The sequence below is a fragment of the Romboutsia sp. LXY-2 genome (assembly GCF_056171995.1).
On the sequence record NZ_JBKFGI010000003.1, the window covers coordinates 424,074 to 448,012 of the forward strand.

General features: G+C 28.8%; 28 protein-coding genes. 22 read left to right on the forward strand and 6 right to left on the reverse strand.

Annotated elements, in window-relative coordinates; translation table 11 throughout:
- Positions 1-33 precede the first annotated feature (33 nt).
- The 15 genes from ACI48P_RS07765 (at position 34) to kamE (ending at position 14,983) form a co-directional block, all read left to right on the forward strand.
- Positions 34-876: a 3-hydroxybutyryl-CoA dehydrogenase gene (locus tag ACI48P_RS07765; RefSeq protein WP_475214918.1), complete on the forward strand. Its 843-nt coding sequence runs from the start codon at positions 34-36 to the stop codon at positions 874-876.
- Positions 877-894: 18 nt separating this feature from the next.
- Positions 895-2,079 (forward strand): acetyl-CoA C-acetyltransferase, encoded by a 1,185-nt coding sequence (locus ACI48P_RS07770; RefSeq protein WP_475214919.1) that lies wholly within the window; start codon positions 895-897, stop codon positions 2,077-2,079.
- Between the two features lie 73 nt (positions 2,080-2,152).
- Complete coding sequence (locus ACI48P_RS07775) at positions 2,153-3,277, forward strand: acyl-CoA dehydrogenase (protein WP_475214920.1); 1,125 nt, start codon at positions 2,153-2,155, stop codon at positions 3,275-3,277.
- Positions 3,278-3,300: 23 nt separating this feature from the next.
- On the forward strand, positions 3,301-4,089 hold the full coding sequence (locus ACI48P_RS07780) for an electron transfer flavoprotein subunit beta/FixA family protein (protein ID WP_475214921.1): 789 nt from the start codon (positions 3,301-3,303) through the stop codon (positions 4,087-4,089).
- Between the two features lie 16 nt (positions 4,090-4,105).
- Positions 4,106-5,083, forward strand: coding sequence for an electron transfer flavoprotein subunit alpha/FixB family protein (locus ACI48P_RS07785; protein ID WP_475214922.1), 978 nt, complete (start codon positions 4,106-4,108; stop codon positions 5,081-5,083).
- A 15-nt stretch (positions 5,084-5,098) separates the two neighbouring features.
- Positions 5,099-5,479, forward strand: coding sequence for a 3-aminobutyryl-CoA ammonia lyase (gene kal / locus ACI48P_RS07790; RefSeq protein ID WP_475214923.1), 381 nt, complete (start codon positions 5,099-5,101; stop codon positions 5,477-5,479).
- 40 nt (positions 5,480-5,519) lie between these two features.
- Complete coding sequence (gene kce / locus ACI48P_RS07795; protein ID WP_475214924.1) at positions 5,520-6,347, forward strand: 3-keto-5-aminohexanoate cleavage enzyme; 828 nt, start codon at positions 5,520-5,522, stop codon at positions 6,345-6,347.
- Positions 6,348-7,001 carry a 3-oxoacid CoA-transferase subunit A gene (locus tag ACI48P_RS07800; protein ID WP_475214925.1) on the forward strand — a complete coding sequence of 218 codons (654 nt, stop codon included), beginning with the start codon at positions 6,348-6,350 and terminating at the stop codon, positions 6,999-7,001.
- A gap of 1 nt (position 7,002) precedes the next feature.
- Positions 7,003-7,653, forward strand: a complete 651-nt coding sequence (locus tag ACI48P_RS07805) for a 3-oxoacid CoA-transferase subunit B (protein WP_475214926.1) — start codon at positions 7,003-7,005, stop codon at positions 7,651-7,653.
- A gap of 57 nt (positions 7,654-7,710) precedes the next feature.
- A complete protein-coding gene (gene kdd, locus ACI48P_RS07810; protein ID WP_475214927.1) occupies positions 7,711-8,742 on the forward strand; it encodes an L-erythro-3,5-diaminohexanoate dehydrogenase in 1,032 nt (343 codons plus the stop codon).
- A 15-nt stretch (positions 8,743-8,757) separates the two neighbouring features.
- Positions 8,758-10,002, forward strand: coding sequence for a lysine 2,3-aminomutase (gene kamA / locus ACI48P_RS07815; RefSeq protein WP_475214928.1), 1,245 nt, complete (start codon positions 8,758-8,760; stop codon positions 10,000-10,002).
- A gap of 71 nt (positions 10,003-10,073) precedes the next feature.
- On the forward strand, positions 10,074-11,105 hold the full coding sequence (gene kamB, locus ACI48P_RS07820; RefSeq protein WP_475214929.1) for a lysine 5,6-aminomutase reactivase subunit KamB: 1,032 nt from the start codon (positions 10,074-10,076) through the stop codon (positions 11,103-11,105).
- 44 nt (positions 11,106-11,149) lie between these two features.
- Positions 11,150-12,607 (forward strand): lysine 5,6-aminomutase reactivase ATPase KamC, encoded by a 1,458-nt coding sequence (kamC, locus tag ACI48P_RS07825; protein WP_475214930.1) that lies wholly within the window; start codon positions 11,150-11,152, stop codon positions 12,605-12,607.
- A 19-nt stretch (positions 12,608-12,626) separates the two neighbouring features.
- A complete protein-coding gene (kamD, locus tag ACI48P_RS07830; RefSeq protein WP_475214931.1) occupies positions 12,627-14,189 on the forward strand; it encodes a lysine 5,6-aminomutase subunit alpha in 1,563 nt (520 codons plus the stop codon).
- Positions 14,189-14,983: a lysine 5,6-aminomutase subunit beta gene (gene kamE, locus ACI48P_RS07835; RefSeq protein ID WP_475214932.1), complete on the forward strand. Its 795-nt coding sequence runs from the start codon at positions 14,189-14,191 to the stop codon at positions 14,981-14,983. Before kamD ends, kamE begins: the two co-directional genes overlap by 1 nt.
- 120 nt (positions 14,984-15,103) lie before the next feature.
- On the opposite strand, the gene ACI48P_RS07840 is transcribed toward kamE, so the two are convergent.
- Positions 15,104-15,784, reverse strand: coding sequence for an HD domain-containing protein (locus tag ACI48P_RS07840; RefSeq protein ID WP_475214933.1), 681 nt, complete (start codon positions 15,782-15,784; stop codon positions 15,104-15,106).
- Between the two features lie 13 nt (positions 15,785-15,797).
- A complete protein-coding gene (locus ACI48P_RS07845) occupies positions 15,798-16,313 on the reverse strand; it encodes a GNAT family N-acetyltransferase (protein WP_475214934.1) in 516 nt (171 codons plus the stop codon).
- Between the two features lie 142 nt (positions 16,314-16,455).
- On the opposite strand from ACI48P_RS07845, the gene ACI48P_RS07850 reads away from it, so the two are divergent.
- From ACI48P_RS07850 to ACI48P_RS07860, 3 genes are all read left to right on the forward strand, one after another.
- Positions 16,456-16,686, forward strand: coding sequence for a hypothetical protein (locus tag ACI48P_RS07850; protein ID WP_475214935.1), 231 nt, complete (start codon positions 16,456-16,458; stop codon positions 16,684-16,686).
- A 32-nt stretch (positions 16,687-16,718) separates the two neighbouring features.
- A complete protein-coding gene (locus ACI48P_RS07855; RefSeq protein ID WP_475214936.1) occupies positions 16,719-17,147 on the forward strand; it encodes an HIT family protein in 429 nt (142 codons plus the stop codon).
- A gap of 127 nt (positions 17,148-17,274) precedes the next feature.
- Complete coding sequence (locus tag ACI48P_RS07860) at positions 17,275-17,673, forward strand: PH domain-containing protein (RefSeq protein WP_475214937.1); 399 nt, start codon at positions 17,275-17,277, stop codon at positions 17,671-17,673.
- Positions 17,674-17,966: 293 nt separating this feature from the next.
- Here ACI48P_RS07860 and ACI48P_RS07865 read toward each other — a convergent pair whose 3' ends face one another.
- Both ACI48P_RS07865 and ACI48P_RS07870 read right to left on the reverse strand, forming a co-directional pair.
- Positions 17,967-18,494 (reverse strand): putative immunity protein, encoded by a 528-nt coding sequence (locus ACI48P_RS07865; protein ID WP_475214938.1) that lies wholly within the window; start codon positions 18,492-18,494, stop codon positions 17,967-17,969.
- Positions 18,495-18,559: 65 nt separating this feature from the next.
- On the reverse strand, positions 18,560-19,039 hold the full coding sequence (locus ACI48P_RS07870; RefSeq protein WP_475214939.1) for a hypothetical protein: 480 nt from the start codon (positions 19,037-19,039) through the stop codon (positions 18,560-18,562).
- Positions 19,040-19,332: 293 nt separating this feature from the next.
- Between ACI48P_RS07870 and ACI48P_RS07875 the strand changes: the two genes are divergently transcribed.
- A complete protein-coding gene (locus ACI48P_RS07875; protein WP_475214940.1) occupies positions 19,333-19,794 on the forward strand; it encodes a GNAT family N-acetyltransferase in 462 nt (153 codons plus the stop codon).
- 355 nt (positions 19,795-20,149) lie between these two features.
- On the opposite strand, the gene ACI48P_RS07880 is transcribed toward ACI48P_RS07875, so the two are convergent.
- Complete coding sequence (locus ACI48P_RS07880; protein ID WP_475214941.1) at positions 20,150-20,377, reverse strand: hypothetical protein; 228 nt, start codon at positions 20,375-20,377, stop codon at positions 20,150-20,152.
- 639 nt (positions 20,378-21,016) lie between these two features.
- Between ACI48P_RS07880 and ACI48P_RS07885 the strand changes: the two genes are divergently transcribed.
- From ACI48P_RS07885 to ACI48P_RS07895, 3 genes are all read left to right on the forward strand, one after another.
- The gene (locus ACI48P_RS07885) at positions 21,017-21,676 is read left to right on the forward strand and encodes a B3/B4 domain-containing protein (protein WP_475214942.1); all 660 of its coding nucleotides are present in this window, start codon (positions 21,017-21,019) and stop codon (positions 21,674-21,676) included.
- Between the two features lie 232 nt (positions 21,677-21,908).
- Entirely contained in the window at positions 21,909-22,292 is a 384-nt protein-coding gene (locus ACI48P_RS07890) for a hypothetical protein (protein ID WP_475214943.1), read from the forward strand.
- A gap of 153 nt (positions 22,293-22,445) precedes the next feature.
- On the forward strand, positions 22,446-23,096 hold the full coding sequence (locus ACI48P_RS07895) for a glycosyltransferase (protein ID WP_475214944.1): 651 nt from the start codon (positions 22,446-22,448) through the stop codon (positions 23,094-23,096).
- 127 nt (positions 23,097-23,223) lie between these two features.
- Here the strand turns inward: ACI48P_RS07895 and ACI48P_RS07900 are convergent, their stop codons facing one another.
- A complete protein-coding gene (locus ACI48P_RS07900) occupies positions 23,224-23,691 on the reverse strand; it encodes a hypothetical protein (RefSeq protein WP_475214945.1) in 468 nt (155 codons plus the stop codon).
- Positions 23,692-23,939: the final 248 nt, after the last annotated feature.

Below are 23,939 nucleotides of genomic sequence, written 5' to 3' on the forward strand. Positions count from 1 at the left end.
ATAAAAATATTAAGAGTTTCAGGGGGACAAACTATGAAAATAATGGTAATAGGCAGTGGCACAATGGGCTGTGGTATATGTGAAGTACTAATGTCTAATGATCAAGAAGTAATTTTGCATGATATAAAAGATGAGTTAATAGAAAAAGGCGTACAAGTAATATCTAAAAGCTTTGAAAAAAAGGTAGCAAAAGGAAAGATATCTCAAGAAGATAAAAAGAAAATGATTAATAACTTATCAGCAACAACAAATTTAAGAGAAGCCGTAGAATGTGATTTAGTAATAGAAGCAATATATGAAGATATAGAAGCTAAAAAGAAATTATTCAAAGAACTAGATTATATATGTCAAAAGAAAACAATTCTAGCAAGTAATACATCATCTCTATCAATAACTGAAATTTCTCTAAGTACTAAAAGAGCTGAAAAGGTAATAGGAATGCACTTTTTCAATCCAGCACAAATTATGAACCTTATAGAAGTAATAGATGGAATCTTTACTTCTGATGAAACTCACGATAAAATAGTCAACCTTTCTAACAGTCTAAATAAAACACCAGTTAACGTAAAAGAATCACCAGGTTTTATAGTAAATAGAATACTAGTACCTATGATAAATGAAGGTATAGGAATTTATGCTGAAGGTATAGCAAGTGTAGAAGATATTGATAATGCATTAAAATTAGGAGCTAATCATCCAATAGGGCCATTAGCACTTGGAGATTTAATAGGACTTGATGTTTGTTTAAATATTATGGAAGTTTTATATAAAGAATTTGGAGATACAAAATATAGACCTCATCCACTACTTAGAAAAATGGTAAGAGGAAATATGCTAGGACGAAAAACTAATAAAGGTTTTTATGATTATAAATAGTTATAGGGGGGCTTTAATATGAAAGAAGTAGTAATAGTTTCAGCTGTTAGAACTCCAATAGGTACATTAGGTGGATGCCTAAAGGATGTAAGTTGTGTTAACCTTGGAAGTATAGCAGCTAAGGAAGCAATAAGTAGAGCAAACATAAATCCAGAATTAATTGATGAAGTAATAATAGGTAATGTACTTAGTGCTGGACTTGGACAAAATGTGGCAAGACAAGTAGCTATAAAAGCAGGGGTACCTGTTGAAGTTCCAGCATTATCAATAAATAAGGTATGTGGTTCTGGACTTCGTGCAGTAACAATGGCTGCACAATTTATAGCTTTAGGTGACTGTGATGTAGTATTAGCTGGCGGATGTGAAAGTATGAGTAACTCTCCTTACTTAATACCAAAAGGAAGATATGGTTACAGTTTAGGCAATAACACATTGATAGATAGTTTAGTAAATGATGGACTTACTGATGCTTTTAATAACTACCATATGGGAATAACTGCAGAAAATTTAGCAGAAAAATTTGATATTAGTAAAGAAGAACAAGATGAATTTGCCTATATTAGTCAACAAAGAACTAAAAAAGCTCAATTAACAGATAGATTTAGTAGTGAAATAGTAGAAGTAAAAATACCTCAAAGAAAAGGTGATGCAATAATAATTTCTACAGATGAACATCCAAAGCATAACACTACTATAGAAAAGCTATCAAAACTGAGACCTGCTTTTAAGAAAGATGGAACTGTAAGTGCTGGAAATGCATCTGGAATAAATGATGGTGGTGCAATGGTTGTTGTTATGTCTAAGGAAAAATGTGATGAACTAGGACTTAAACCATTAGCTAGCATTATATCATACGCATCTGCTGGAGTAGATCCTACAATAATGGGTTATGGGCCAGTACCAGCAACTAAAAAAGCATTAGATAAAGCTAACTTATCTTTAGAAGATATAGATTTAATAGAAGCTAATGAAGCTTTTGCAGTCCAATCATTAGCAGTATCTAAAGGATTAAATTTTGATATGGAAAAAGTAAACGTAAATGGTGGAGCAATAGCACTTGGTCATCCTATAGGTGCTAGTGGATGTAGAATTTTAGTTTCGCTTATTCATGAAATGCATAGAAGAGAAGATTGTAATTTAGGTCTTGCTACTTTATGTATAGGTGGAGGACAAGGTACAAGCTTAATAGTTAATAAGTTATAAAACTTTAATGCTAAATTTTATTATATAAAGCTATTAAATTAGAGTCAATCGATTTTAAAAAGAGGTGAAAAGTATGAAAAAATATGAATTATTAAAACAAATGTATAAAGAATTTACTGAAAATGAAGTTGCACCAATTGCACATGAAATAGATGAAGAAGAAAAATTTCCTTATGAGACAGTAGAGAAAATGGCAGAGTGTGGAATGCTTGGTATTCCCTTCCCTAAAGAATATGGTGGAGAAGGGGGAGATGTAGTCGGTTATATTATGGCTGTTGAAGAATTATCAAAAGCTTGTGGCACAACAGGGGTAATATTATCTGCACATACTTCTCTAGGAGCAACACCAATATATGAGTTTGGAAGTGAAGAACAAAAACAAAAATTCTTAGTTCCACTTGCTAAAGGAGAAAAGATTGGAGCCTTTGGACTTACTGAACCAAACGCAGGAACAGATGCTTCTGCACAACAAACTACTGCTGTTGAAGATGGAGATCATTATATATTAAACGGAAGTAAAATATTTATAACAAATGCAGGAGTTGCTGATATTTATATAATTATGGCAATGACTGATAAATCTAAGGGAACTCGTGGAATATCAGCATTTATAGTTGAAAGAGATACTGAAGGTTTTACTGTAGGGAAGAAAGAGAAAAAACTTGGAATTAGAGGTTCTGCAACATGTGAATTAATATTTGAAAACTGTAGAATTCCTAAAGAAAACTTACTTGGTAAAGTAGGTCAAGGCTTTAAAATAGCCATGAAAACTTTAGATGGTGGACGTATAGGAATAGCAGCTCAAGCCTTAGGAATAGCTCAAGGAGCACTAGATTCTACAGTTAGCTATGTAAAAGAAAGAAAACAATTTGGAAGAAGCTTATCAGCATTTCAAAATACTCAATTTGTTTTAGCTGATATGAAAACGAAAATAGAAGCGGCTAGACACTTAGTGTATAGTGCAGCTGATAAGAAAAATGAAGGTAAACCATACAGTGTAGAGGCTGCAATGGCAAAGCTTTATGCTTCAGAGGTAGCTATGGAAGTAACTGTTAAAGCTGTCCAACTTCACGGAGGATATGGATATACTCGTGAATACGATGTTGAAAGAATGTTAAGAGATGCAAAAATAACCGAGATTTATGAAGGAACTTCAGAAGTTCAAAAAATGGTTATTAGTGCAGATTTACTTAAATAGCAAAATATTTGGAGGAGTAAATTATGAATATTTTAGTTTGTATTAAACAAGTTCCTGATACTACGGAAGTAAAATTAGATCCTAAGACTGGTACTTTAATAAGAGATGGAGTACCAAGTATTATAAACCCTGATGATAAAGCAGGATTAGAAGAGGCTTTAAATATAAAAGATAAAACAGATTCTACTGTAACAGTAATAACTATGGGACCACCTCAAGCTAAACATGCTTTAAATGAAGCTTTAGCAATGGGTGCTGATAGAGGAATATTACTTACTGATAGAGCTTTTGCAGGTGCAGATACTTTAGCTACTTCATCTACTATTGCTGGTGCTATTAAAAAATTAGATTATGATTTAATAATAGCTGGAAGACAAGCAATAGATGGAGATACAGCACAAGTTGGACCTCAAATAGCACAGCACTTAAATATACCTTCAATAACTTATGTTGAAAAGTTAGATATAGAAGGTGATAGCGTAATAGTAAATAGAGCTTTTGAAGATGGACACCAAGTAATAAAAGCAAAAATGCCACTTCTTATTACTACATTAAAGGAAATGAATACTCCAAGATATATGAGAGTAGGCTTAATATACGATTGTGAGAAGGAAGATAAAATAGAGACTTGGAGTGTTAATGGAATAGAAGTTAATTTAGAAGAAATAGGTCTTAAAGGATCTCCTACAAAAGTTAAAAAATCTTTCACTAAAGGAGTAAAAGCTTGTGGTGTAGTTCATGATGTTGATGAAAAACAAGGAGCTAAGTTGATAGTAGATGCTTTATGTGAAAAGTATATTATAACGAAATAGTTAAGGGGGGATAAAGATGAGTGTAATGGTTTTTATTGAACAAAGAAACAGTAATATACAAAAAGTTTCTTTAGAATTGTTAGGAAAAGGAAAAGAATTAGCTCATAAGCTTAATGATAAAGTTAGTGCAGTTTTATTAGGTAATGATGTAGAAAAATTATGTAAGGATCTTATCTATTATGGAGCAAATGAAGTAATTTGTGTAGATAATGAAAACTTAAAAGATTATATGACTAGCACATATACTAAAGCATTATGTGAAGTAATAAATAAAAAAGAACCAGAAATAGTTTTAATAGGAGCAACTACGATAGGAAGAGATTTGGCTCCAAGAGTAAGTGCAAGTATACATACTGGACTTACTGCAGACTGTACTTCTCTAGATATAGATGAAGAAACTAAAGGACTACTTATGACTAGACCTGCTTTTGGTGGAAACATAATGGCTACAATAGTTTGCCCAGAGCACAGACCACAAATGAGTACAGTAAGACCTGGAGTTATGGAAAAGCTTGAAAAAGATAGCTCACTTGTAGGAAATATAGAAATGTTTGAAGTTGATTTTGAGGAAAGTGATAAGAATGTTGAGATTATTAAGTTTGTAAGTGAAAACATCAAAAAGGTTAATATAGAGGATGCAAAAATATTAATTTCTGCTGGTCGTGGTATGGGTTGTAAGGAAAATCTTGATGATATTTATGAGTTAGCAGAAATACTAGGTGCAGAGGTAAGTTCATCTCGTGCAGTAGTTGATGCTGGATGGCTAGATAAGTCAAGACAAGTTGGTCAAACGGGAAAAACAGTAAGACCAGACTTATATATAGCTTGTGGAATATCTGGAGCTATTCAACATTTGGCTGGAATGGAAGAATCTGAATTTATAATTGCTATAAATAAAAATCCAAGTGCTCCGATATTTGAAGTTGCTGATGTTGGTATAGTTGGAGATGTTAATAAGGTAATTAAAAACCTTATAGAAGAATTAAGAAACTAAGGGGGGGGGACTTTAATGATGGCTATGATAAGAGTAAGAATGGGTAGTAATGATGCTCACTATGGAGGTGATTTAGTAGATGGTGCAAAGATGCTACAGTTATTTGGAGATGTGGCTACTGAATTATTAATAAGAAATGACGGAGATGAAGGTTTATTTAAAGCCTATGATAATGTGGAATTTATGGCACCGGTTTATGCAGGGGATTATATTGAAGCAGTTGGTGAGATAGTTAACTCTGGAAATTCTTCAAGAAAAATGGTTTTTGAAGCTAGAAAAGTTATTATACCAAGACCTGATATAAATGATTCAGCAGCAGAACTTTTGAGTGATCCAATAGTAGTTTGTAGGGCAAGTGGTACTTGTGTAGTAACTAAAGATAAACAAAGATATTAAAAATGTTTTTAATAATAGATATAAAATAGGGGGTCTTAATATGGAAAAGTTGATTATTACGGCAGCTATTTGTGGAGCAGAAGTAACAAAAGAGCATAATCCAAGTGTTCCATACACTGTAGAGGAAATAGCTAGAGAAGCAAAGTTGGCTTATGATGCAGGTGCATCGATAATACATCTTCATGTTAGAGAAGATGATGGAAAACCAACTCAAGATATAAATAGATTTAGAGATTGTATAAATGCAATAAAAGAAGTATGTCCTGATGTTATTATTCAGCCATCTACTGGTGGAGCAGTTGGAATGAGTAATAATGAAAGAATTCAACCTGTAAACTTATTACCAGAAATGGCAACCCTAGATTGTGGTACTTGTAACTTTGGTGGAGATGATATCTTTGTCAATACAGAAAACACTATAAAAGAGTTTGGGGAAAAGATGATAGCTTTAGGTGTTAAGCCAGAAATAGAAGTATTTGATAAAGGTATGATAGATATGGCTTTAAGACTTAATAAAAAAGGATTTATAAAAGATAGTATGCATTTTAACTTTGTAATGGGTGTTAATGGAGGAATAAGTGCTACATATAGAGATTTAATTTTTATGAAAGAAAGTATTCCTTCAAATGCTACTTTTACAGTAAGCGGTATAGGAAGATCTCAATTTGAAATGGCTGCATTTTCTATATTACTAGGTGGTCATGTAAGAGTTGGATTTGAAGATAATGTATATATGCAAAAAGGAGTTTTGGCAAAATCTAATGGTGAGTTAGTAGAAAGAGTAGTAAAAATAGCTAATGTTCTTCAAAGAGAAATAGCATCACCTAAGGAAGCTCGTGAAATCTTAAGCCTAAATGGGGGGAAATAAATGATTAAATTAGTTTCTTTAGATAAAATAAAAAGATTATTAAAAGATGATATGACAATTATGATTGGTGGTTTCTTAGGTTGTGGAACAAGTGAGATATTAATAGATGCAGTAATCGATTCAGGAGTTAAGAATCTTACAATAATAGGTAACGATACTGCCTTTGTAGATAAGGGAATAGGAAGACTAATAGTGAATAATCAAGTTAAGAAAATAATAGCATCTCACATAGGCACAAATCCAGAAACAGGAAGACTTATGAATGAAGGAAAGGTAGAAGTTGAATTATCTCCACAAGGTACTTTAATAGAAAGAGTTAGAGCTGGTGGTTATGGCTTAGGTGGAATACTTACACCAACTGGTGTTGGAACAATAATAGAAGAAAATAAAGAAAAGATAGTTGTAAATGGAGAAGAGTTTTTACTTGAGTTACCTCTTAGAGCAGACTTAGCTTTAATAAAAGGAAGTATTGTTGATGACTTTGGTAACACAATTTATAAAGGAACTACTAAAAACTTTAATCCTATGATTGCTATGGCTAGTGATTTAGTAGTAGTTGAAGCTGAGACCCTTGTAGAATGTGGATGCTTAAATAAAGATATGATAATGACTCCTGGAGTCGTAGTTGACTTTATAGTTAGGGAGGAAAAATAAAATGAATGCAAAAGAGATTATAGCAAAAAGAGTAGCTAAAGAACTTAAAGATAATGATTTAGTAAACTTAGGGATAGGATTACCTACTTTAACAGCTAATTATATAGATCCAAGTATAAAAGTTACCTTCCAATCAGAAAATGGAATGGTTGGTATGGGAAAACTAGCTAAAGATGATGAAATAGATGTAGATATTACCAATGCTGGTGGACAATACGTAACTATAAATGAAGATGGTGCATTCTTTGATACATCTATGTCTTTTGGGCTAATAAGAGGTGGTCATGTTGATATAACAGTTCTAGGTGCTTTAGAAGTTGATCAACATGGAAATCTTGCAAACTGGATAGTTCCAGGAAAAATGGTTCCAGGTATGGGGGGGGCTATGGATCTTGTTGTGGGAGCTAAGAAAGTAATAGTTGCAATGGTTCACACTGTTAAAGGTAAGTCTAAGATTTTAAAAAACTGTAAATTACCACTAACAGCTAAAGGTGTTGTAGATATGATAATAACAGAACAAGCTGTAATGGAAGTAACTAGCGAAGGTCTTTTAGTAAAAGAAATTAGTAAGGATGTAAGTGTTGATGAATTAAGAGCGATGACTGAAGCATATTTAATAATACCTGAGAATGTGAAAATAATGGAAGAATAATGAATAATAAAAAGTGCTTAATAGGTTAAGTAAATTAATAAATAGGGGGATTTAATCATGAAAGGATGCAAATACGGAACACACAGAGTTATAGGAGAAAATGTACTACCACAACCAGCTAAGAAAATAAACAATAGTATGGAACTTTATGATAATGAAGTACTTATAGATGTTCAAGCTTTAAACATAGATTCAGCAAGTTTTACTCAAATAGAAGAAGAATGTAAACACGATGTAGAAAAAATAAAATCAAGAATAATTGAAATAGTATCACAAAAAGGGAAAATGCAAAATCCAGTAACAGGTTCTGGTGGTATGTTAATAGGTACTATAGAAAAAATAGGATCTGACTTAATAGGAAAAATTGATTTAGAAGTTGGAGATAAAATAGCTACATTAGTTTCATTATCTCTTACTCCACTACAAATAGATGAAATAATAGATATTAAACCAGATATAGATAGAGTTGAAATAAAAGGAAAAGCAATATTATTTGAAAGTGGAATATATGCAAAACTTCCTAAAGATATGGAAGAAACTTTAGCACTAGCTGCTCTTGATGTGGCAGGGGCACCAGCTCAAACACAAAGACTAGTAAAAGAGGACGATAGTGTATTAGTTTTAGGAGCTGCAGGTAAGTCTGGTATGTTATGTTGCTATGAAGCTAAGAAAAAAGCAGGTAAAAATGGTAGAGTTATGGGATTAGTAAGAAAAGAAGAACAAGGAAAGTTCTTATTAGAAAATAAATTAGTGGATATAGCAATAGTAGCTGACGCACAAAATCCAAATGAAGTATTAGAAAAAGTTTTAAAAGCAAATGACGAAAAAGAAATTGATTTATGTATAAACTGTGTAAATGTACCTAATACAGAAATGACTTCTATATTACCAGTTAAAGATGAAGGAACAGTATACTTCTTCTCTATGGCTACATCATTTACAAAGGCAGCACTTGGAGCTGAGGGTGTAGGTAAAGATGTAAACATGATAATAGGAAACGGATACACAAAAGGTCATGCAGATGTAACTATAAGTTCATTAAGAGAAAGCGAAACTTTAAGAGAAATATTTAAAAATTTATATGTATAGTAGGGGGATTAAAATATGAATAGGAAGATATTTTTGGATGTTAAAAATGAGGACTGGAATGACTGGAGATGGCAAGTAAGAAATAGAATAACTACTGTTGAAGAATTAAAAAAATATATACCACTTACAGAAAGTGAAGAAGAAGGCGTTAGAAAATGTCTTGAAAATTTAAGAATGAGTATTACACCATACTACCTATCATTAATAGATCCCACTAATCCAAATGACCCTATTAGAAAACAGGCAATCCCAACTTATAATGAATTAAAAATATCTGCTGCTGACTTAGATGACCCATTACATGAAGAAGGAGATTCTCCAGTACCAGGATTAACACATAGATATCCAGATAGAGCTCTTCTTTTAGTAACAGACCAATGTGCAATGTACTGTAGACACTGCACTAGAAGAAGATTTGCAGGACAAAATGATGATGCTCTACCATTTAGCCAAATAGATAGAGCTATAGAATATATAAGAAATACTCCTGTAATAAGAGACGTATTATTATCAGGTGGAGATGCACTTCTAATGAGTGATGAAAATTTAGAATATATCATAAAGAAACTAAGAGAAATACCACATGTAGAAATAATAAGAATAGGAAGTAGAACGCCTGTAGTTTTACCTCAAAGAATAACTGACGATTTTGTAAACATGCTAAAAAAATATCACCCAATTTGGTTAAATACTCATTTTAATCATTCTAATGAAATAACTGACGAATCAAAGATAGCATGTGAAAAAATGTCAGATGCAGGAATACCTTTAGGAAATCAAAGCGTATTACTTAAAGGAGTAAACGACTGTATGCATGTTATGAAAAAGCTTGTAAATGATTTAGTAAAAATAAGAGTAAGACCATATTATATTTATCAATGTGACTTATCAAATGGAATAGAACACTTTAGAACTCCAGTAGCAAAAGGAATAGAAATAATAGAAGGTCTTAGAGGGCATACTTCGGGTTATTGTGTTCCAACATTTGTTGTTGATGCTCCTGGTGGTGGTGGAAAAACACCAGTTATGCCAAACTACGTAATATCTCAAAGTTATGACAAAGTAATACTTAGAAACTTTGAAGGTGTAATAACTACTTACATAGAGCCACCTAAGTATGAACACGAATGTAATTGTGAAGTGTGTAGTGGAAAATCTAAAACACATAAGGTAGGTATAGCAGGACTACTTAATAATGAAAAAACAGTACTTGAGCCAGTAGAGTTAGATAGAAGAAATAGAGGTTTAAGTAAGGAATAAATACTAAATTATTAACTTTATAATTTGACTTATAAAATAAATTACAAAGTTAAATAAAATAAGGATATATTATGAATATTTTAGATGAAGTTTTAAAATATAAAAGCTTATCTATAATAGGAAACTATAAAAATGTAGGTAAGACCACAACCTTAAATTATATTATAAATGAAATAGCTAATAAGAAGACTAAGGGTAAGGTTACCCTTGGTCTTACCTCTATAGGGGTAGATGGAGAAAGTCAGGATATAGTAACTAATACACAAAAGCCAAGAATTTATGTTATGGCAGGAAGTATTATTGCAACAGCAAAAAGCTGTGTTTTAAGTAGCGATATTACTAAAGAGATACTAGAGGTAACAAATATAAACACTCCTTTAGGTAAGATCGTAATATTTAGAGCTTTAAGTGATGGATATGTAGAGCTAGCAGGTCCATCTATTAATAGTCAGATAAAAACTATTATTAATTTATTACTAAATCTAGGTGCCAACTTAAGTATAGTAGATGGAGCATTATCAAGAAAGACTTTAGGTTCACCTAGTGTAACAGAAGCTACAATATTTTGTAGTGGAGCCGTAATTAATAAAAATATGAATAAGGCAGTTGAGCAAATTGCTTATGAAGCAAACATGCTTAGTACTGATAAGATAGATGATGATAAATTTTATAAGATTTATGAAGAACTTTTAGATAGTAAGATAACCTTGGTTAATGAGGATTACTCTTATAAAAAGTTAAATATAATGACAACCTTAGATGCTCATAAAGAAGTTTATGATGGGATAGATGAAGATACAAGTTATATAGTGATAAATGGGATACTTACAAATACCTTTATCCAAAGTTTAATAAAAAGTGGCACTAAATACAAAAATGTGACTTTGTTAGTTGTCGATAGTACGAAGATATTTTTAGATAAAGAAGTATACGATAAATTTTTAAAACTTAAAGGAGAAATTAAGGTTATTAATCCTATAAATTTAATAGGAATTAGTATAAACCCAACATCAATAGATGGATATGCTTTTAATGAAGAAAACTTTATATATTGTATACAAAATAAAACAGAAACAAAAGTATTTAATGTTATAGATAAATAAAAACTTATTGAAATATATAAATATTATAAGTTTAATAAAATATAGTGAAAGTAGGTGAGAGTATTAAGAATTTTATTAATGAGGAACTAAATACTATAACAGCCTTTGGTCATGAAGAAAAAAGAAACATAAAAATTTATAAAAAAGCTAATGCTGATAAATTAATAAAAGAATTAGATAACATTGAAACTCTTAAAAATAAGTTATCAGAAAATAATGATATTTACCAGGAAATAATTTATATACTTTATAAGATCAAAGATATAAAAAATAGCATAACAAGATTATCTAATAAACAAATATTAGATGAAATAGAGTTATTTGAAATAAAAAATTTTGCTATAAACAATGAAGAACTTATAAAAAAATATTCAAAGCTTAATCTTAAGATAGATTATATTAATTTTATATCCTTAAATAAAATTATTAAAATGCTAGATCCTGATGATTTAAATCTATCAACCTTCCACATATACGATTCATATAGCCAAGAGCTAACAAATCTTAGAAAAGAAAAGGCTAAGCTTGAAAGTAAAATCTTCTCAGAAAATGATATTTATATTATTGAAAAACTAAAAAATGATAGGTTAGACATAGTTGTACAAGAAGAAAATGAATGTTTGAAAATAAAAAAACATATAACTTCAAGCTTATATTATTACCTAGAAAATATTAAAACAAATATAAATTCAATTGGGAAACTAGATCTACTTTTGGGGAAAGTAGAGTTAGCTGTCAAATACAATGGGATTAAGCCAAATATAAACACTGATAATAAGATAATTTTCAGAGAAATAATAAATCCTAAAGTAGCTAATATATTAAATAAAGCTAATAAAAAGTACATGCCAATTAGTATAGAGTTAACTAAGAAGATTACCTTAATAACTGGAGCCAACATGGGTGGTAAAAGTGTTAGTTTAAACACTGTTGCACTTAATTTATATCTATTCCAATGTGGATTTTATGTTTTTGCTAAGGAAGCTGATTTATGTATACTAGACTTTATATATTTAGTAAGTGATGATATGCAAGATGTAAACAAAGGTCTATCTACATTTGGAGCAGAGATAATTAAGTTAAAAGAAATAACTAAACTTATGAAAATACAAGATGGCTTTATAGCTCTAGATGAATTTGCAAGAGGTACTAATCCATGTGAAGGAAGAATACTTCTAAAATCAATATGTACTTATTTTAAAAACTTCAACTCTTTTAGTTTAATGTGTACTCATTATGATGATATCATTGACCAGGAAATTGACCACTATCAAGTGGTTGGTCTAAAGAATGTCAATTTTGATAAGCTAAAACGTCAAATGAATCTGAAAATTTCTCACAAAAACTATAATAGCACAAGTATAGACATACTTCAAGAAAATATGGATTATAATTTAGAAAAAGTTGGAAATGAAAGAGAAGTACCGAAAGATGCTATAAATATATGCAAGTTATTAGGATTAGAAGATGAAATTGTTGAGATAGCTAAAAATATTAAGTAAGTTTTACAAGGGGGACAAGATGAGTAAATTAAATTTAGATTTTAGTGTAGTTGAAAAAGCAAGACAAAGCGCTAAAAGTATTGCAATGGATACTCAAGAATTTATAGACAAACATACTACTGTTGCTGTTGAGAGAACAATATGTAGATTACTTGGAGTAGATGGAGTAGATGAATTTAATGTGCCGCTTCCAAATGTGGTAGTGGACGATATTATAAAAGACCATGGAAAAAACAGTTTAGGATTAGGTATAGCTTATTACCTAGGGAATGCTATGATTAATACTGGGCTTAGTATTCAAGAAATAGCCCAAAAAGTTAGCAAAGGTGAATTAGATTTATGTAATTTGAAAGAACATGACGTTTTTGAAGTTAAATTGAAGATAAATGAAATAGCAAGAGAAACTGTGGCGAAAATTAAAGAAAATAGAAAGAAAAGAGATGATTACTTAGAGGAGTATAGCGATAAGAGTGGTCCTTACTTATATGTAATAGTAGCAACAGGAAATATATACGAAGATATAATCCAAGCAAAGGCAGCAGCAAAACAAGGCGCTGATATAATTGCAGTAATAAGAACTACTGGTCAAAGTTTACTAGATTATGTGCCTTATGGAGCAACAACAGAAGGCTTTGGAGGAACATACGCTACAGGAGAAAACTTTAGACTAATGAGGGAAGCACTAGATGAAGTCGGAGAAGAGCTTGGAAGATATATTAGACTTTGTAACTACTGCTCTGGATTATGTATGCCAGAAATAGCAGCATTAGGTGCAAAAGAAAGACTAGATGTAATGCTTAATGATGCATTATATGGAATTTTGTTTAGAGATATAAACATGAAAAGAACTATGATAGACCAATATTTTTCAAGAATAATTAATGGATTTGCAGGAGTAATAATAAATACTGGAGAAGATAACTATTTAACTACAGCAGATGCAGTAGAAGAAGCACATACAGTATTGGCATCTCAATTTATTAATGAACAATTTGCACTTATAGCAGGACTACCAGAAGAGCAAATGGGTCTTGGTCATGCTTTTGAAATAAGCCCAGATGTAGAAAATGGATTTTTATATGAACTAGCACAAGCACAAATGGCTAGGGAGATTTTCCCTAAAGCACCACTGAAGTATATGCCTCCTACAAAGTTTATGACTGGAGATATATTTAAAGGGCAAGTACAAGATGCACTTTTTAATATGGTAACTATAATGACAAAGCAGAAACTACATTTACTTGGAATGTTAACAGAGGCAATCCACACACCATTTATTTCAGATCGAGCAATATCAATAGAAAATGCTAGTTATATTTTTAATACTATGAAAGACTTTGGAGATGAAATAGAGTTTAAGAAAGATGGAATAATGGCAAACAGAGCTGATGAAGTTTTAAACAAAGCCTGTGAACTACTTACAGAGATAGAAAAAGAAGGATTATTTAAAACATTAGAACAAGGCAAGTTTGCAGGAATAAAAAGACCTATAGATGGTGGGAAAGGTCTTGATGGAGTAGTTATGAAAGAAGCTAATTATTTTAACCCATTTATAGGACTTATGTTAGGAGGTGGATTTTAATGAGTGGATTATACTCAATGGAGACTAAGGAATTTGATAAAAATTTAGATCTTAAAAACTTAAGACCTTATGGAGATACTATGAATGACTCAAAGGTACAAGTAAGTTTTACACTTCCAATAAATGACGATGAAAAAGGAATTGAGGCTGCAAAACTAACTGCTAAAAACATGGGATTAAATGATATAAATGTTGCTCATCATAAACCATTAGATAAGGATTTCACTTTTTATGTTGTATATGGAAATATAGAAAAAGGCGTAAATTATGAGGAAATCCATGTTGAAGTAGCACAAGAAGAGACCATGGATAAGTATGAAATAGAAACTTATATAAAAGAAAATATAAAAAGAGATATAGTAGTAGTTGGAGCAAGTACTGGTACTGATGCTCATACTGTAGGGATAGATGCAATCATGAATATGAAGGGATATGCTGGTAACTATGGATTAGAAAGATATGATGGAATAGAAGCATATAATTTAGGAAGTCAAGTTCCTAATGAGGAGTTTATTAAGAAGGCTGTAGAATTAAATGCTGATGTACTTTTAGTATCTCAAACTGTTACTCAGAAGAATGTTCATATAGAAAATCTTACAAACTTGGTAGAGCTTTTAGAAGCAGAAAACCTTAGAGATAAGGTTGTGTTAATTTGTGGAGGACCTAGAATTAGTCATGAATTAGCTAAAGAACTTGGATATGATGCAGGGTTTGGACCAGGCAAGTTTGCACAAGATGTTGCTAGCTTTGCAGTTGTTGAGATGATAAATAGAAATCTTCATGTAAATAAGTAATGTTATATATTAAACCTAGTTAAGTAATTATGTATACAAAATTGTATGTAAAAAGGCAATTTATATTGATTTAAAATCTATATAAGTTGCCTTTTATTGGTTATTTTATATTTTACTAATTTAATAATTATTTTCTAAAATATTATTAAATAATTGCCATTCTATATTATTAAAGAATACTTTAGGTTCTAAATTCATTTTTTTAGAAAAAGCTATTATTGATTTGAAGACTTTAAGAATAAAGTAGAATTCTTCTAATTCACTTTTGTTAATTTTATTATTACAAATAAACTTAACTTCTAAATTACTATTATTAATATCAACTAATATATCATTTATGTATTGTAGCTGTCTCATGCCTTTTACATTATAGCCTTCTTTTGCGACTCTAGTATGTTTTATATCTAGTTTATCACTTAATATTAAAGTAAGTGCTATTATGTTATCACTATTAAACCCATCACTGTGGATTTTTATTGCATCCAAAACTAAATCTTTATGTTCTAATATAATATTATTATCATTAAAATAGGATTTAGCAAAATTATAACTTCTTGAAGAATGATTATCTTTACCTTCTATAGCACCAATATCATGTAGTAGTGCTGCTATTTTTGCTTCTTCTATAAAATCCTCATTATAATTTAGCTTATTAAGTATGGATTCAACTAAATTAGAAACATTATTTACATGGCCAAAATTATGATGCGCCCATCCTTTATCTAAATCTTCAAATTCTGTTATTTGCTTATATATATTAATAATTCTTTTATCATTTTTTATTAATTCAAATCTATTCATTAAATTCACCATACTATATTATTTTTTCAAGTTCAAATGAACCGTAATTACTGTTACCAAATGGACCATCAATATCTACATTAGTAATAGTTGAAAAGCCACACTTATTCCAAAATCTAATACCCTGCCAATTCTTTAAGGATACTGAAATTTTTATATTCTTATAGTTATTAGCTTTAAAGTATGATGAGATACTTTCAACTATACTATAGCCATATCCATTGCCACGTTTTTTGCTAGAAATATACATAAAACAGATATATAAAGTATCTTTTGATGGGAATCCTTTGTATAAAGTAGTATATCCGATAATTTGATTATTTTCATAAACTGATAATATATAGAAATTATCTTTCGTGCCATTAGGTGGCAAGTCTCCTATTGTTAGACAATCACTAGGACTAGTGATATTATGATTTTCATCAAAACTGAAGTATTCACAAGCCTCATTATGTATGATATTTAATTCATTAAGTTCATTAATACTAGATGTTTTTAACTCTAGTTTATCTTTTGCTAAGATGTTCATATATTCTCCTTAAACCACTAAAAATATTTTTTACTATTTAAGTATAATACATATATCAATTTAAATCATTTTTTATATAAATTAATTACAAATGCTATAATAATATAAAAAGCAATAAATAGAAGTCCAAAGGGGGATACATATGAAGAAAATTAGGCTTAGAATTTTGATTATTTTTTTCATCATTGAATTGATATTAATTTGGTCAGGGCAACAAGATTTATTTTCTATTGTTATGCTTACAGGATTTTTCATGCTAACTTGTATAGATAGATGGGAAAGTTATAAAAACGGAGAGAGAAAACAAGCTTTTTTTATTTTAATTATAATGATAGTAATATTTTCGGCATGTATGTATAATATAACAAATTAACTTTAAAGTGATAAAAGGGGGAAATATTTTAAATGGATAATAAAGACTGTGTATTTTGTAAAATAGTTAATAAGGAAGCTGATTCAAATATAGTTTATGAAGACGATCTTGTGTGTTGCTTTTTAGATATTGATCCAATAAATGAAGGTCACGTGTTGATAGTACCTAAAAAGCATTGCCATAATGTTGATGAGGTTGAAGATGAAATTTTATTGAGGATTATGAAACTTTCAAAATGTATAACTAAAGCTATTAAAAAGGTTTATAACTGTGATGGATATACAATGATGCAAAATGGGGGTATATTTACAGACTTTGGTCATTATCATATGCATATTTTTCCTAGGTATATAGATGATAAATTTGGATGGGTTTGTAAAGATCTTAAAAATATTAATAGATTTGAAGAGGTTAAAGAAAAATTAAAATCTAAATTGGATATTAGAGTCATAGATATTTAAAATATAGAACTTATTTTTAGAATTTATATGTATTTTATGTAAATATAATTGTATTTAAGTACGATGGATAGATTATTATTAAATAATTTATATAATAAAATATATATGAACATAGGGGGCAAATTAGTTGAAAAGTAGATTTTATTCAAAAGTAGATTGGTGGTTATGGATTCTCCTTGGCTTTACAATAATATATGAGGTCATAGCAATTATAAAATTACAATCAGTATTAAGTAACATAATAGGCATAGTAGTTATTATCTTTATAAGTTGGATTTTATTTGGAACATATTATGAGTTTAATGAAGATTATTTACTAATTCAATCAGGTCCATCAAAAGAAAAAATATTTTTTAAGGATATTAAAAGAATAAATTCTAAAAAATCTATGGTAGCATCTTCTTGTTTGTCTACAGATAGGATAGAAATAATATGCAATGGCAGATTTGGTGGATATGTATCTCCTAAAGAGAAAGAGAAATTTATTGAGATATTAAAAGCAAAATGCATGAATTTACAATCATAACTTATATAATGGTAAATTACACTGGGATGAGGTGAGTCAATAAATAATATCAGCAAAATAATTTTTTTAATTAATAACTTTATATATTGTAAACCAACAGGGTAGTAATTAAAATTATTATTCTGTTTTTATGTGCATTCATTTTAATAAAGTATCATTATATATATCGTTAATATAATAAGAAATATTTAAAAAAATAAAAAAGAGAGTAAATTTTACTCTCTTAATTGAAATCTAATTTATTATTAATAACTATTAAACTGTATTAGTTGTTAACCTTAACTTATATTATACTAACAATACCAATTAATCTTTGCAGGATTTGGTTCATTTTCTACAGAAATTGCTTGTAGCGCTAATTCCATTTTTGTAGACTCTTCAAAAGCTAAGTGATCATAAAGGTCTGCTGATTTTTCCAACCCTACTGTATCATATGCAATTGCAGCTGTACCATAAAAAACAAAACCAAGTGAATTTGTTGGATTGTGAATACTTGCTGCAGCTTGACTTACTGCTCTTATTGATGCTTGAGCTACAGGGTTACTTTCAGCATCCTTTGCAGCTAAACGAAGATCTGAAATAAGCTTTTTGACTCCTGTTAATTTTATATTACCATCAAGATAATCTTTAGATGCATTAAGCGTATCTCTAAGGCGACTATCAGTAGGATAAATTTTCTCATATATTGGAACAATATGCTCTAGGGCATAGTTAACAGTCCATTTACCAATTGTATTATTACTTTGTGTTTCTATCAATCTCATAAGTGAAATTATATATGGAGAGTCTAAACTTCCTAAGGTTTTTCGTAATTTAGCCATATTATACTCCTTTCATTAGTCAAATTAATTATCTTATATATAATAATGATTTTACGATACCACCATTAACTTTGCAATAATATTAATTCATTTATGTATTTATAATCAAACTCAGAATCTATAAGTTTATAAAATCCACTTTTAAAGCCAGGTTTAGTACAATCAATATAAATAACACTTAAATCTTTTAACCATAGTTTAATATTTAGGTCATATTTCCAATCAGGCTCAGATAATTTAATAGAATAGTCGTAGTCAGGCTTTATAACATCGTAAATACTTGAATAATCTTTATTATCTAGGGGCTTTAGTTTTAGACCCTTAATATAATTAAAGATAACGGAGCAGTCTAGAGAATGATAATTGTAGTGATGCTTGTACTTTTCAGGATTGTACTTGATTTCTGAAAAACTACAACTTACTGCATCTGAAGACAATTTGACTAATGGATTGTTTGGAATTTTATAATAAAGAAAGTATTTATATAAAAATGGAGATAGCAAGACACACAATAAAGCAATAATAATATACTTATTTTTTTTCATGATTAAATTCCACCCTTCATTATGTATTTAACAAAATTATTCATTAGTAATAATGGTAGTACAAATTTTAGATAAATGGTGAAAAACAATTCTTTTATTATCGACACATGAAAAAGAATAATGTGTTGAAATATGGAGATAAAACACTACGGTTCGTTTATTTAGGTTATAATAAAAATAGTAAGGCAACTATTAATGGAGACAAATTTAAATTAAAATTAAATAGTTTAAAAAAAACTTCAAAAAGACTGGAATTAAAATAAATAAGATAAACGTAAACTAGGAGATAAAAAATGGAAAATATAATTATTAGAAAGTTATCTATAAATGATAAAATCCCTTATTATTTATTAATAGAAGCTGATCCATCAATTGAAAGCATAAACGAATGTATATGTAGAGGAGATTGTTATTTAGCATTTGATAGTGATAAAATCATAGGGGTATTTATACTTATAAATACTAGACCATTTACTTTAGAAATTGTAAATATTTCTGTCCATGAAAAATATCAGGGTAGTGGTATTGGAAAATTATTAGTATATAAGGCAATAAAAGTAGCAAGAAAATATAAAGCAAAAGTATTAGAAGTTGGTACGGGGAATTCTAGTATATCTCAACTTGCCTTCTATCAAAGATGTGGATTTAGAATAGTTGGAATTGATAAGGACTTTTTTAGAAAACATTATGATGAAAAAATTGTAGAAAATGGTATTGAATGTATTGATATGATAAGGCTAAGTATTGACTTGTAAATAGTTCTGATTATATTAAATCAAAAGAATTTTATGTAGAGAAACTAGGATTTGAAGTTATCAATTAAAAATATGGAGAAGAAAAAGATTCCTATAAGCTTGATTTAAAAATAGGAGATGGTAATAAAATAAAAATATAAAACTACTTACATAAAGCAGTTCTATATTTTTATTTTATTACTTTTAAAAAGTTTTATGTATTATTTATCTAGTATAGCCTAGATAAACTCCTCTCATAAAGTGTTTCCAAATATCTCTCATTTTCCAAATCCCCCCTTTAAAAAATGAAAACCTAACAATAATTATAGTCACTTATATAGAATGTCGCAATAATAATTATTATCTACTTAAAAAATTAGAATTCAGTAAAAGTATATTTTTCTAACATTGGTAGTTTTAAAACATATATAACTGTCTCATCATCAACTATTTTTTTTTCATAATCAGGAAAAACACCTGAAATCCAACTTTTAAGAGTAGTTTCTATATTGTCTGTTTCAATATCTCTAGTGAAGGAATAATCTATAGAATACATACCTGAACAAGAGTTATAAATCTCTCTAAGTACTTCATATCTTTTCATTTAATCACCTTATAATTTAAAATTTAAATAACTCTTTTACAATAAAAATATCCTTATAATTTAATGTTAATAAACATTAACTTTATCAGCAATATATAAGTAAATCATACTTGATATTTCTTTACTTATATACTAATTATTAACAGTATCATATTAGGATATTATTATCAGAAATGGTTAATATATAATCAGATAGTTAATAAAGCTTAACTGTCTAACCAACACTAACTATGCAAAAGCTAGATTATTTCTAACCTTTTGATAGTACCTTTGGAAGTGATGGTGGCTAGATATTTGTGAAAATATCATATTAAATATAATGAAGGTACTAGGAAACCTCAACCTACTACCGTGCAAATAGTTTCTGTCTAATTGCCAAAGGTTGGAGCCAAGCTGATTTGCAAACTATATTTAATAAAAGTCATAGAGGACAAGGATGTAATTTATATTACTTCCTATAAAAAGCACTGAATTTGAAAGCAATAGCTTACAAACCAGTGCTTTTTTGTTGCGTAAAAATTATAAATATAAGTTATAACATAATTTATTTATCTATGATGACTATATATAAAAAGTTGTCTATAATAAAAATATAACAAAATGTAAATAAATGACATATAAAAAGGAAGGGAATAGAAAATGATTAATATAACAATTGATAAAAAACTTAAAGAAAAGTGTAATGTACATATAGCATCAATAGAAGCTAGAGTTAAAGTGAAAAAATCTGATGCAAAATTAGTAAAGTTAATAAACGATAAATGCAAGGAAATAGAAACTAATATTAAGCAAAGTGAAATTCTAGGCTTAAAAAATATTGATTCTTCAAGAAAAGCTTATAAAGCATTAGGAAAAGATCCAAGTAGATATAGACTATCTTCTGAGTCTCTTGTAAAAAGAGTAGTGAAGGGAATGGGTCTATACTTTGTAAATAACATTGTAGAGATAAATAACTTAATATCATTAGAAACTTGTTACTCAGTAGGAAGTTATGATTTAGATAATATAAAAGGAAATATAATATTTACAGTTGGAGGAGAAGGAGAAAGATATGCTGGTATTGGAAGAGGATCAATAAATTTAGAAAATCTTCCAGTATTTAAAGATGATGAAGGTAAGTTTGGAAGTACAACGTCAGATTCATTAAAAGCAATGATTAATGAATATACTAGTCATATAGTTATGAATATAATAGCCTTTGATGAAGATGAGAATTTAGAAAAGTATTTAGAACTAGGTAAAAATTTACTTGAAGAATTTGCAGATGCAACTATTATAGATACAAAAATAATATGTTAATTTAATAAATATAAGAATTCATTATTTTTGCAAAATACTATTTGTTAATTAAGTTTAATGAACATATTTGAACAATTTGTATATTAGTTTAGTATTAATTTGTACTTTTATTATCATTAATTGAAATTAAAACATAGTATATTATATAAACAAAATAGTATCTACTTTTGATTATATTATTAGATGTGATATAAGTAATAAAATACAACAATGTTTATAAGGGGACTTGATAATGGAATTTAAAGTATTAATATTTTATGTTTTAGCAACTATAGGTATAGTGATGGCTATTATTGATACTATAAAGCTTAATAAGTTTTATGAAGAGAAAATCGATATAGCTATGGGAACGATAATAAATATTGATATACTTGGAAGTGAGCCTTTGTATTACTTAAAACTTGCAACTGTAGGTTATTATGTAGATAAAACGCACTATATATCAAGCAACAGGATTTTAGTATCAAGATTTGCCAATGTAGGAGATGAAGTAGGTATTAAATATCATATTGATATGCCATTCTTACTTTATAATAGAGTTATAGAAAAGTATTTTATTTATTTGACCATATCATTTGTGTCTGCATTAATAGGATTATTTATTAGCAAAATTTAATTTTAAATTCTAAAAAAATATAAAGATTGAACGAGATATATAAATGGCTGAACTTTTATAGTTTAGCCATTTACTTTTAACCATGGAACAAGTTGCATATTGATACTTAATCTTGAACAAAATATTAGAAATATGATTAAGGAGGATATGAACATGAAAAACTTATTTAAAAAAGTAATGTTTATATTTTTAAGTGCGATTTTAATAATATCTCCAATTAAAGCTTACGCAAAAGAAGTAACAACTGAATCAGGCAACGTGTGTAGCAAATCAGCACAAGATTTAAAATGCATTGAAGAAAGACTATGGATTGATCACGTATTTTGGACTAGAGAATTTATAATAAGTGACCTTTCAGTTTTAAGAGATAGGGATGACGTGTTAAGAAGACTACTTAAAAATCAAGAAGACATAGGGAATTCTATAAAGTCTTATTATGGAGAGGAAGCAGGGAATAAATTAACAGCATTATTAAAAGAGCATATCGTTATAGCAGGTAAAGTTATAGATGCAGCTAAAAGAAATAATAAAACAGAATTAGCAAACAATAACAAGCTTTGGTATGAAAATGCTGACAAAATAGCAGATTTTTTAAGTGAATCTAACCCAAATTACGATAAAAAACAATTAAAAGATATGTTACATACACACTTAAAACTTACTACAGATGAAGTTATGGCAAGACTAATTGCCAACTGGAAAGCGGACATAGAAGCCTTTGATAAAGGTGAAAAACATATGATAAATTTTGCAGATGTATTAACAGAAGGGATTATTAAACAATTCCCTGAAAAATTTGAGTAAAGTAATATAAAAGATAGCAATCATTACATTATAACATGGCATTTAGATAAATTTTTAAATAATAAACACCTTTAAAAAATATAAAGGTGTTTGTTATTGTTTAAATATAAATTTAATTATCAACTACTTAAAATACACATTCAATTAAGCTAATATCATAATATTCTAATGCTATAGCTTTAAATTCTATTTTATCATCATCACAATCTATTCTATATCCTTGTATACTTCTTTTATCATACTTATCAACTAACATATAAAATTTTGAAGGTTTATAACCTTTTTTCATTTCTATTCTAACGACAGTCATCTTTTTACAGTTATCTATTGTAAATTGCCCTCCACCAGGAGATATCTTTGGAGTTGTTTTATGATATCCATCATCTGGATAATCGTAATATTCATCATTGTCAACAAAGTAATCTTCATAACTTTCATATTGATCGAAGTCCATTGAAGGTTCAAATATTTTTGCTACCTCAATATATTCATCAGTAAAATCTTCTCCTGGATATGCATTTTGCAACTCTCTAACATACATAGCCATAAATTTATAATAGTTATCCCAATATTCTTGCCAATAGTTTCTGTCCATTGTTCATTCCCCTTTTTATGATATTATAAAGTACATTCTATATAAGATATGTTAATATAGAAAAATGGTTCATAAGTAAATCAAATATATTTAAAAGTAAGGTGAATAATAGATATATTTGTAATACTGTACACGATAAATTCCACATTAATAGCAGTTACAGTTAGTGGTAAAATAATAAATTTAATATATAATAAGGAATATACATTTTCTGTAAAACAGACATTGTTTAAATTTTATAGTTGTAA

Excerpts from the sequence above, each read along its gene's own strand:
- ACI48P_RS07770 (WP_475214919.1), top strand. The coding sequence starts at position 895 with ATGAAAGAAGTAGTAATAGTTTCAGCTGTTAGAACTCCAATAGGTACA.
- ACI48P_RS07880 (WP_475214941.1), bottom strand. The coding sequence starts at position 20,377 with ATGAAAAGATATGAAGTACTTAGAGAGATTTATAACTCTTGTTCAGGT.
- ACI48P_RS07855 (WP_475214936.1), top strand. The coding sequence starts at position 16,719 with ATGGATAATAAAGACTGTGTATTTTGTAAAATAGTTAATAAGGAAGCT.
- ACI48P_RS07840 (WP_475214933.1), bottom strand. The coding sequence starts at position 15,784 with ATGAATAGATTTGAATTAATAAAAAATGATAAAAGAATTATTAATATA.
- kce (WP_475214924.1), top strand. The coding sequence starts at position 5,520 with ATGGAAAAGTTGATTATTACGGCAGCTATTTGTGGAGCAGAAGTAACA.
- ACI48P_RS07890 (WP_475214943.1), top strand. The coding sequence starts at position 21,909 with ATGGAATTTAAAGTATTAATATTTTATGTTTTAGCAACTATAGGTATA.
- ACI48P_RS07875 (WP_475214940.1), top strand. The coding sequence starts at position 19,333 with ATGGAAAATATAATTATTAGAAAGTTATCTATAAATGATAAAATCCCT.
- ACI48P_RS07900 (WP_475214945.1), bottom strand. The coding sequence starts at position 23,691 with ATGGACAGAAACTATTGGCAAGAATATTGGGATAACTATTATAAATTT.
- ACI48P_RS07870 (WP_475214939.1), bottom strand. The coding sequence starts at position 19,039 with ATGAAAAAAAATAAGTATATTATTATTGCTTTATTGTGTGTCTTGCTA.
- ACI48P_RS07845 (WP_475214934.1), bottom strand. The coding sequence starts at position 16,313 with ATGAACATCTTAGCAAAAGATAAACTAGAGTTAAAAACATCTAGTATT.
- ACI48P_RS07775 (WP_475214920.1), top strand. The coding sequence starts at position 2,153 with ATGAAAAAATATGAATTATTAAAACAAATGTATAAAGAATTTACTGAA.
- ACI48P_RS07895 (WP_475214944.1), top strand. The coding sequence starts at position 22,446 with ATGAAAAACTTATTTAAAAAAGTAATGTTTATATTTTTAAGTGCGATT.
- ACI48P_RS07850 (WP_475214935.1), top strand. The coding sequence starts at position 16,456 with ATGAAGAAAATTAGGCTTAGAATTTTGATTATTTTTTTCATCATTGAA.
- ACI48P_RS07800 (WP_475214925.1), top strand. The coding sequence starts at position 6,348 with ATGATTAAATTAGTTTCTTTAGATAAAATAAAAAGATTATTAAAAGAT.
- kdd (WP_475214927.1), top strand. The coding sequence starts at position 7,711 with ATGAAAGGATGCAAATACGGAACACACAGAGTTATAGGAGAAAATGTA.
- ACI48P_RS07785 (WP_475214922.1), top strand. The coding sequence starts at position 4,106 with ATGAGTGTAATGGTTTTTATTGAACAAAGAAACAGTAATATACAAAAA.
- ACI48P_RS07865 (WP_475214938.1), bottom strand. The coding sequence starts at position 18,494 with ATGGCTAAATTACGAAAAACCTTAGGAAGTTTAGACTCTCCATATATA.
- kamD (WP_475214931.1), top strand. The coding sequence starts at position 12,627 with ATGAGTAAATTAAATTTAGATTTTAGTGTAGTTGAAAAAGCAAGACAA.
- ACI48P_RS07805 (WP_475214926.1), top strand. The coding sequence starts at position 7,003 with ATGAATGCAAAAGAGATTATAGCAAAAAGAGTAGCTAAAGAACTTAAA.
- ACI48P_RS07780 (WP_475214921.1), top strand. The coding sequence starts at position 3,301 with ATGAATATTTTAGTTTGTATTAAACAAGTTCCTGATACTACGGAAGTA.
- kamA (WP_475214928.1), top strand. The coding sequence starts at position 8,758 with ATGAATAGGAAGATATTTTTGGATGTTAAAAATGAGGACTGGAATGAC.
- ACI48P_RS07885 (WP_475214942.1), top strand. The coding sequence starts at position 21,017 with ATGATTAATATAACAATTGATAAAAAACTTAAAGAAAAGTGTAATGTA.
- kamE (WP_475214932.1), top strand. The coding sequence starts at position 14,189 with ATGAGTGGATTATACTCAATGGAGACTAAGGAATTTGATAAAAATTTA.
- kamB (WP_475214929.1), top strand. The coding sequence starts at position 10,074 with ATGAATATTTTAGATGAAGTTTTAAAATATAAAAGCTTATCTATAATA.
- ACI48P_RS07765 (WP_475214918.1), top strand. The coding sequence starts at position 34 with ATGAAAATAATGGTAATAGGCAGTGGCACAATGGGCTGTGGTATATGT.
- kal (WP_475214923.1), top strand. The coding sequence starts at position 5,099 with ATGATGGCTATGATAAGAGTAAGAATGGGTAGTAATGATGCTCACTAT.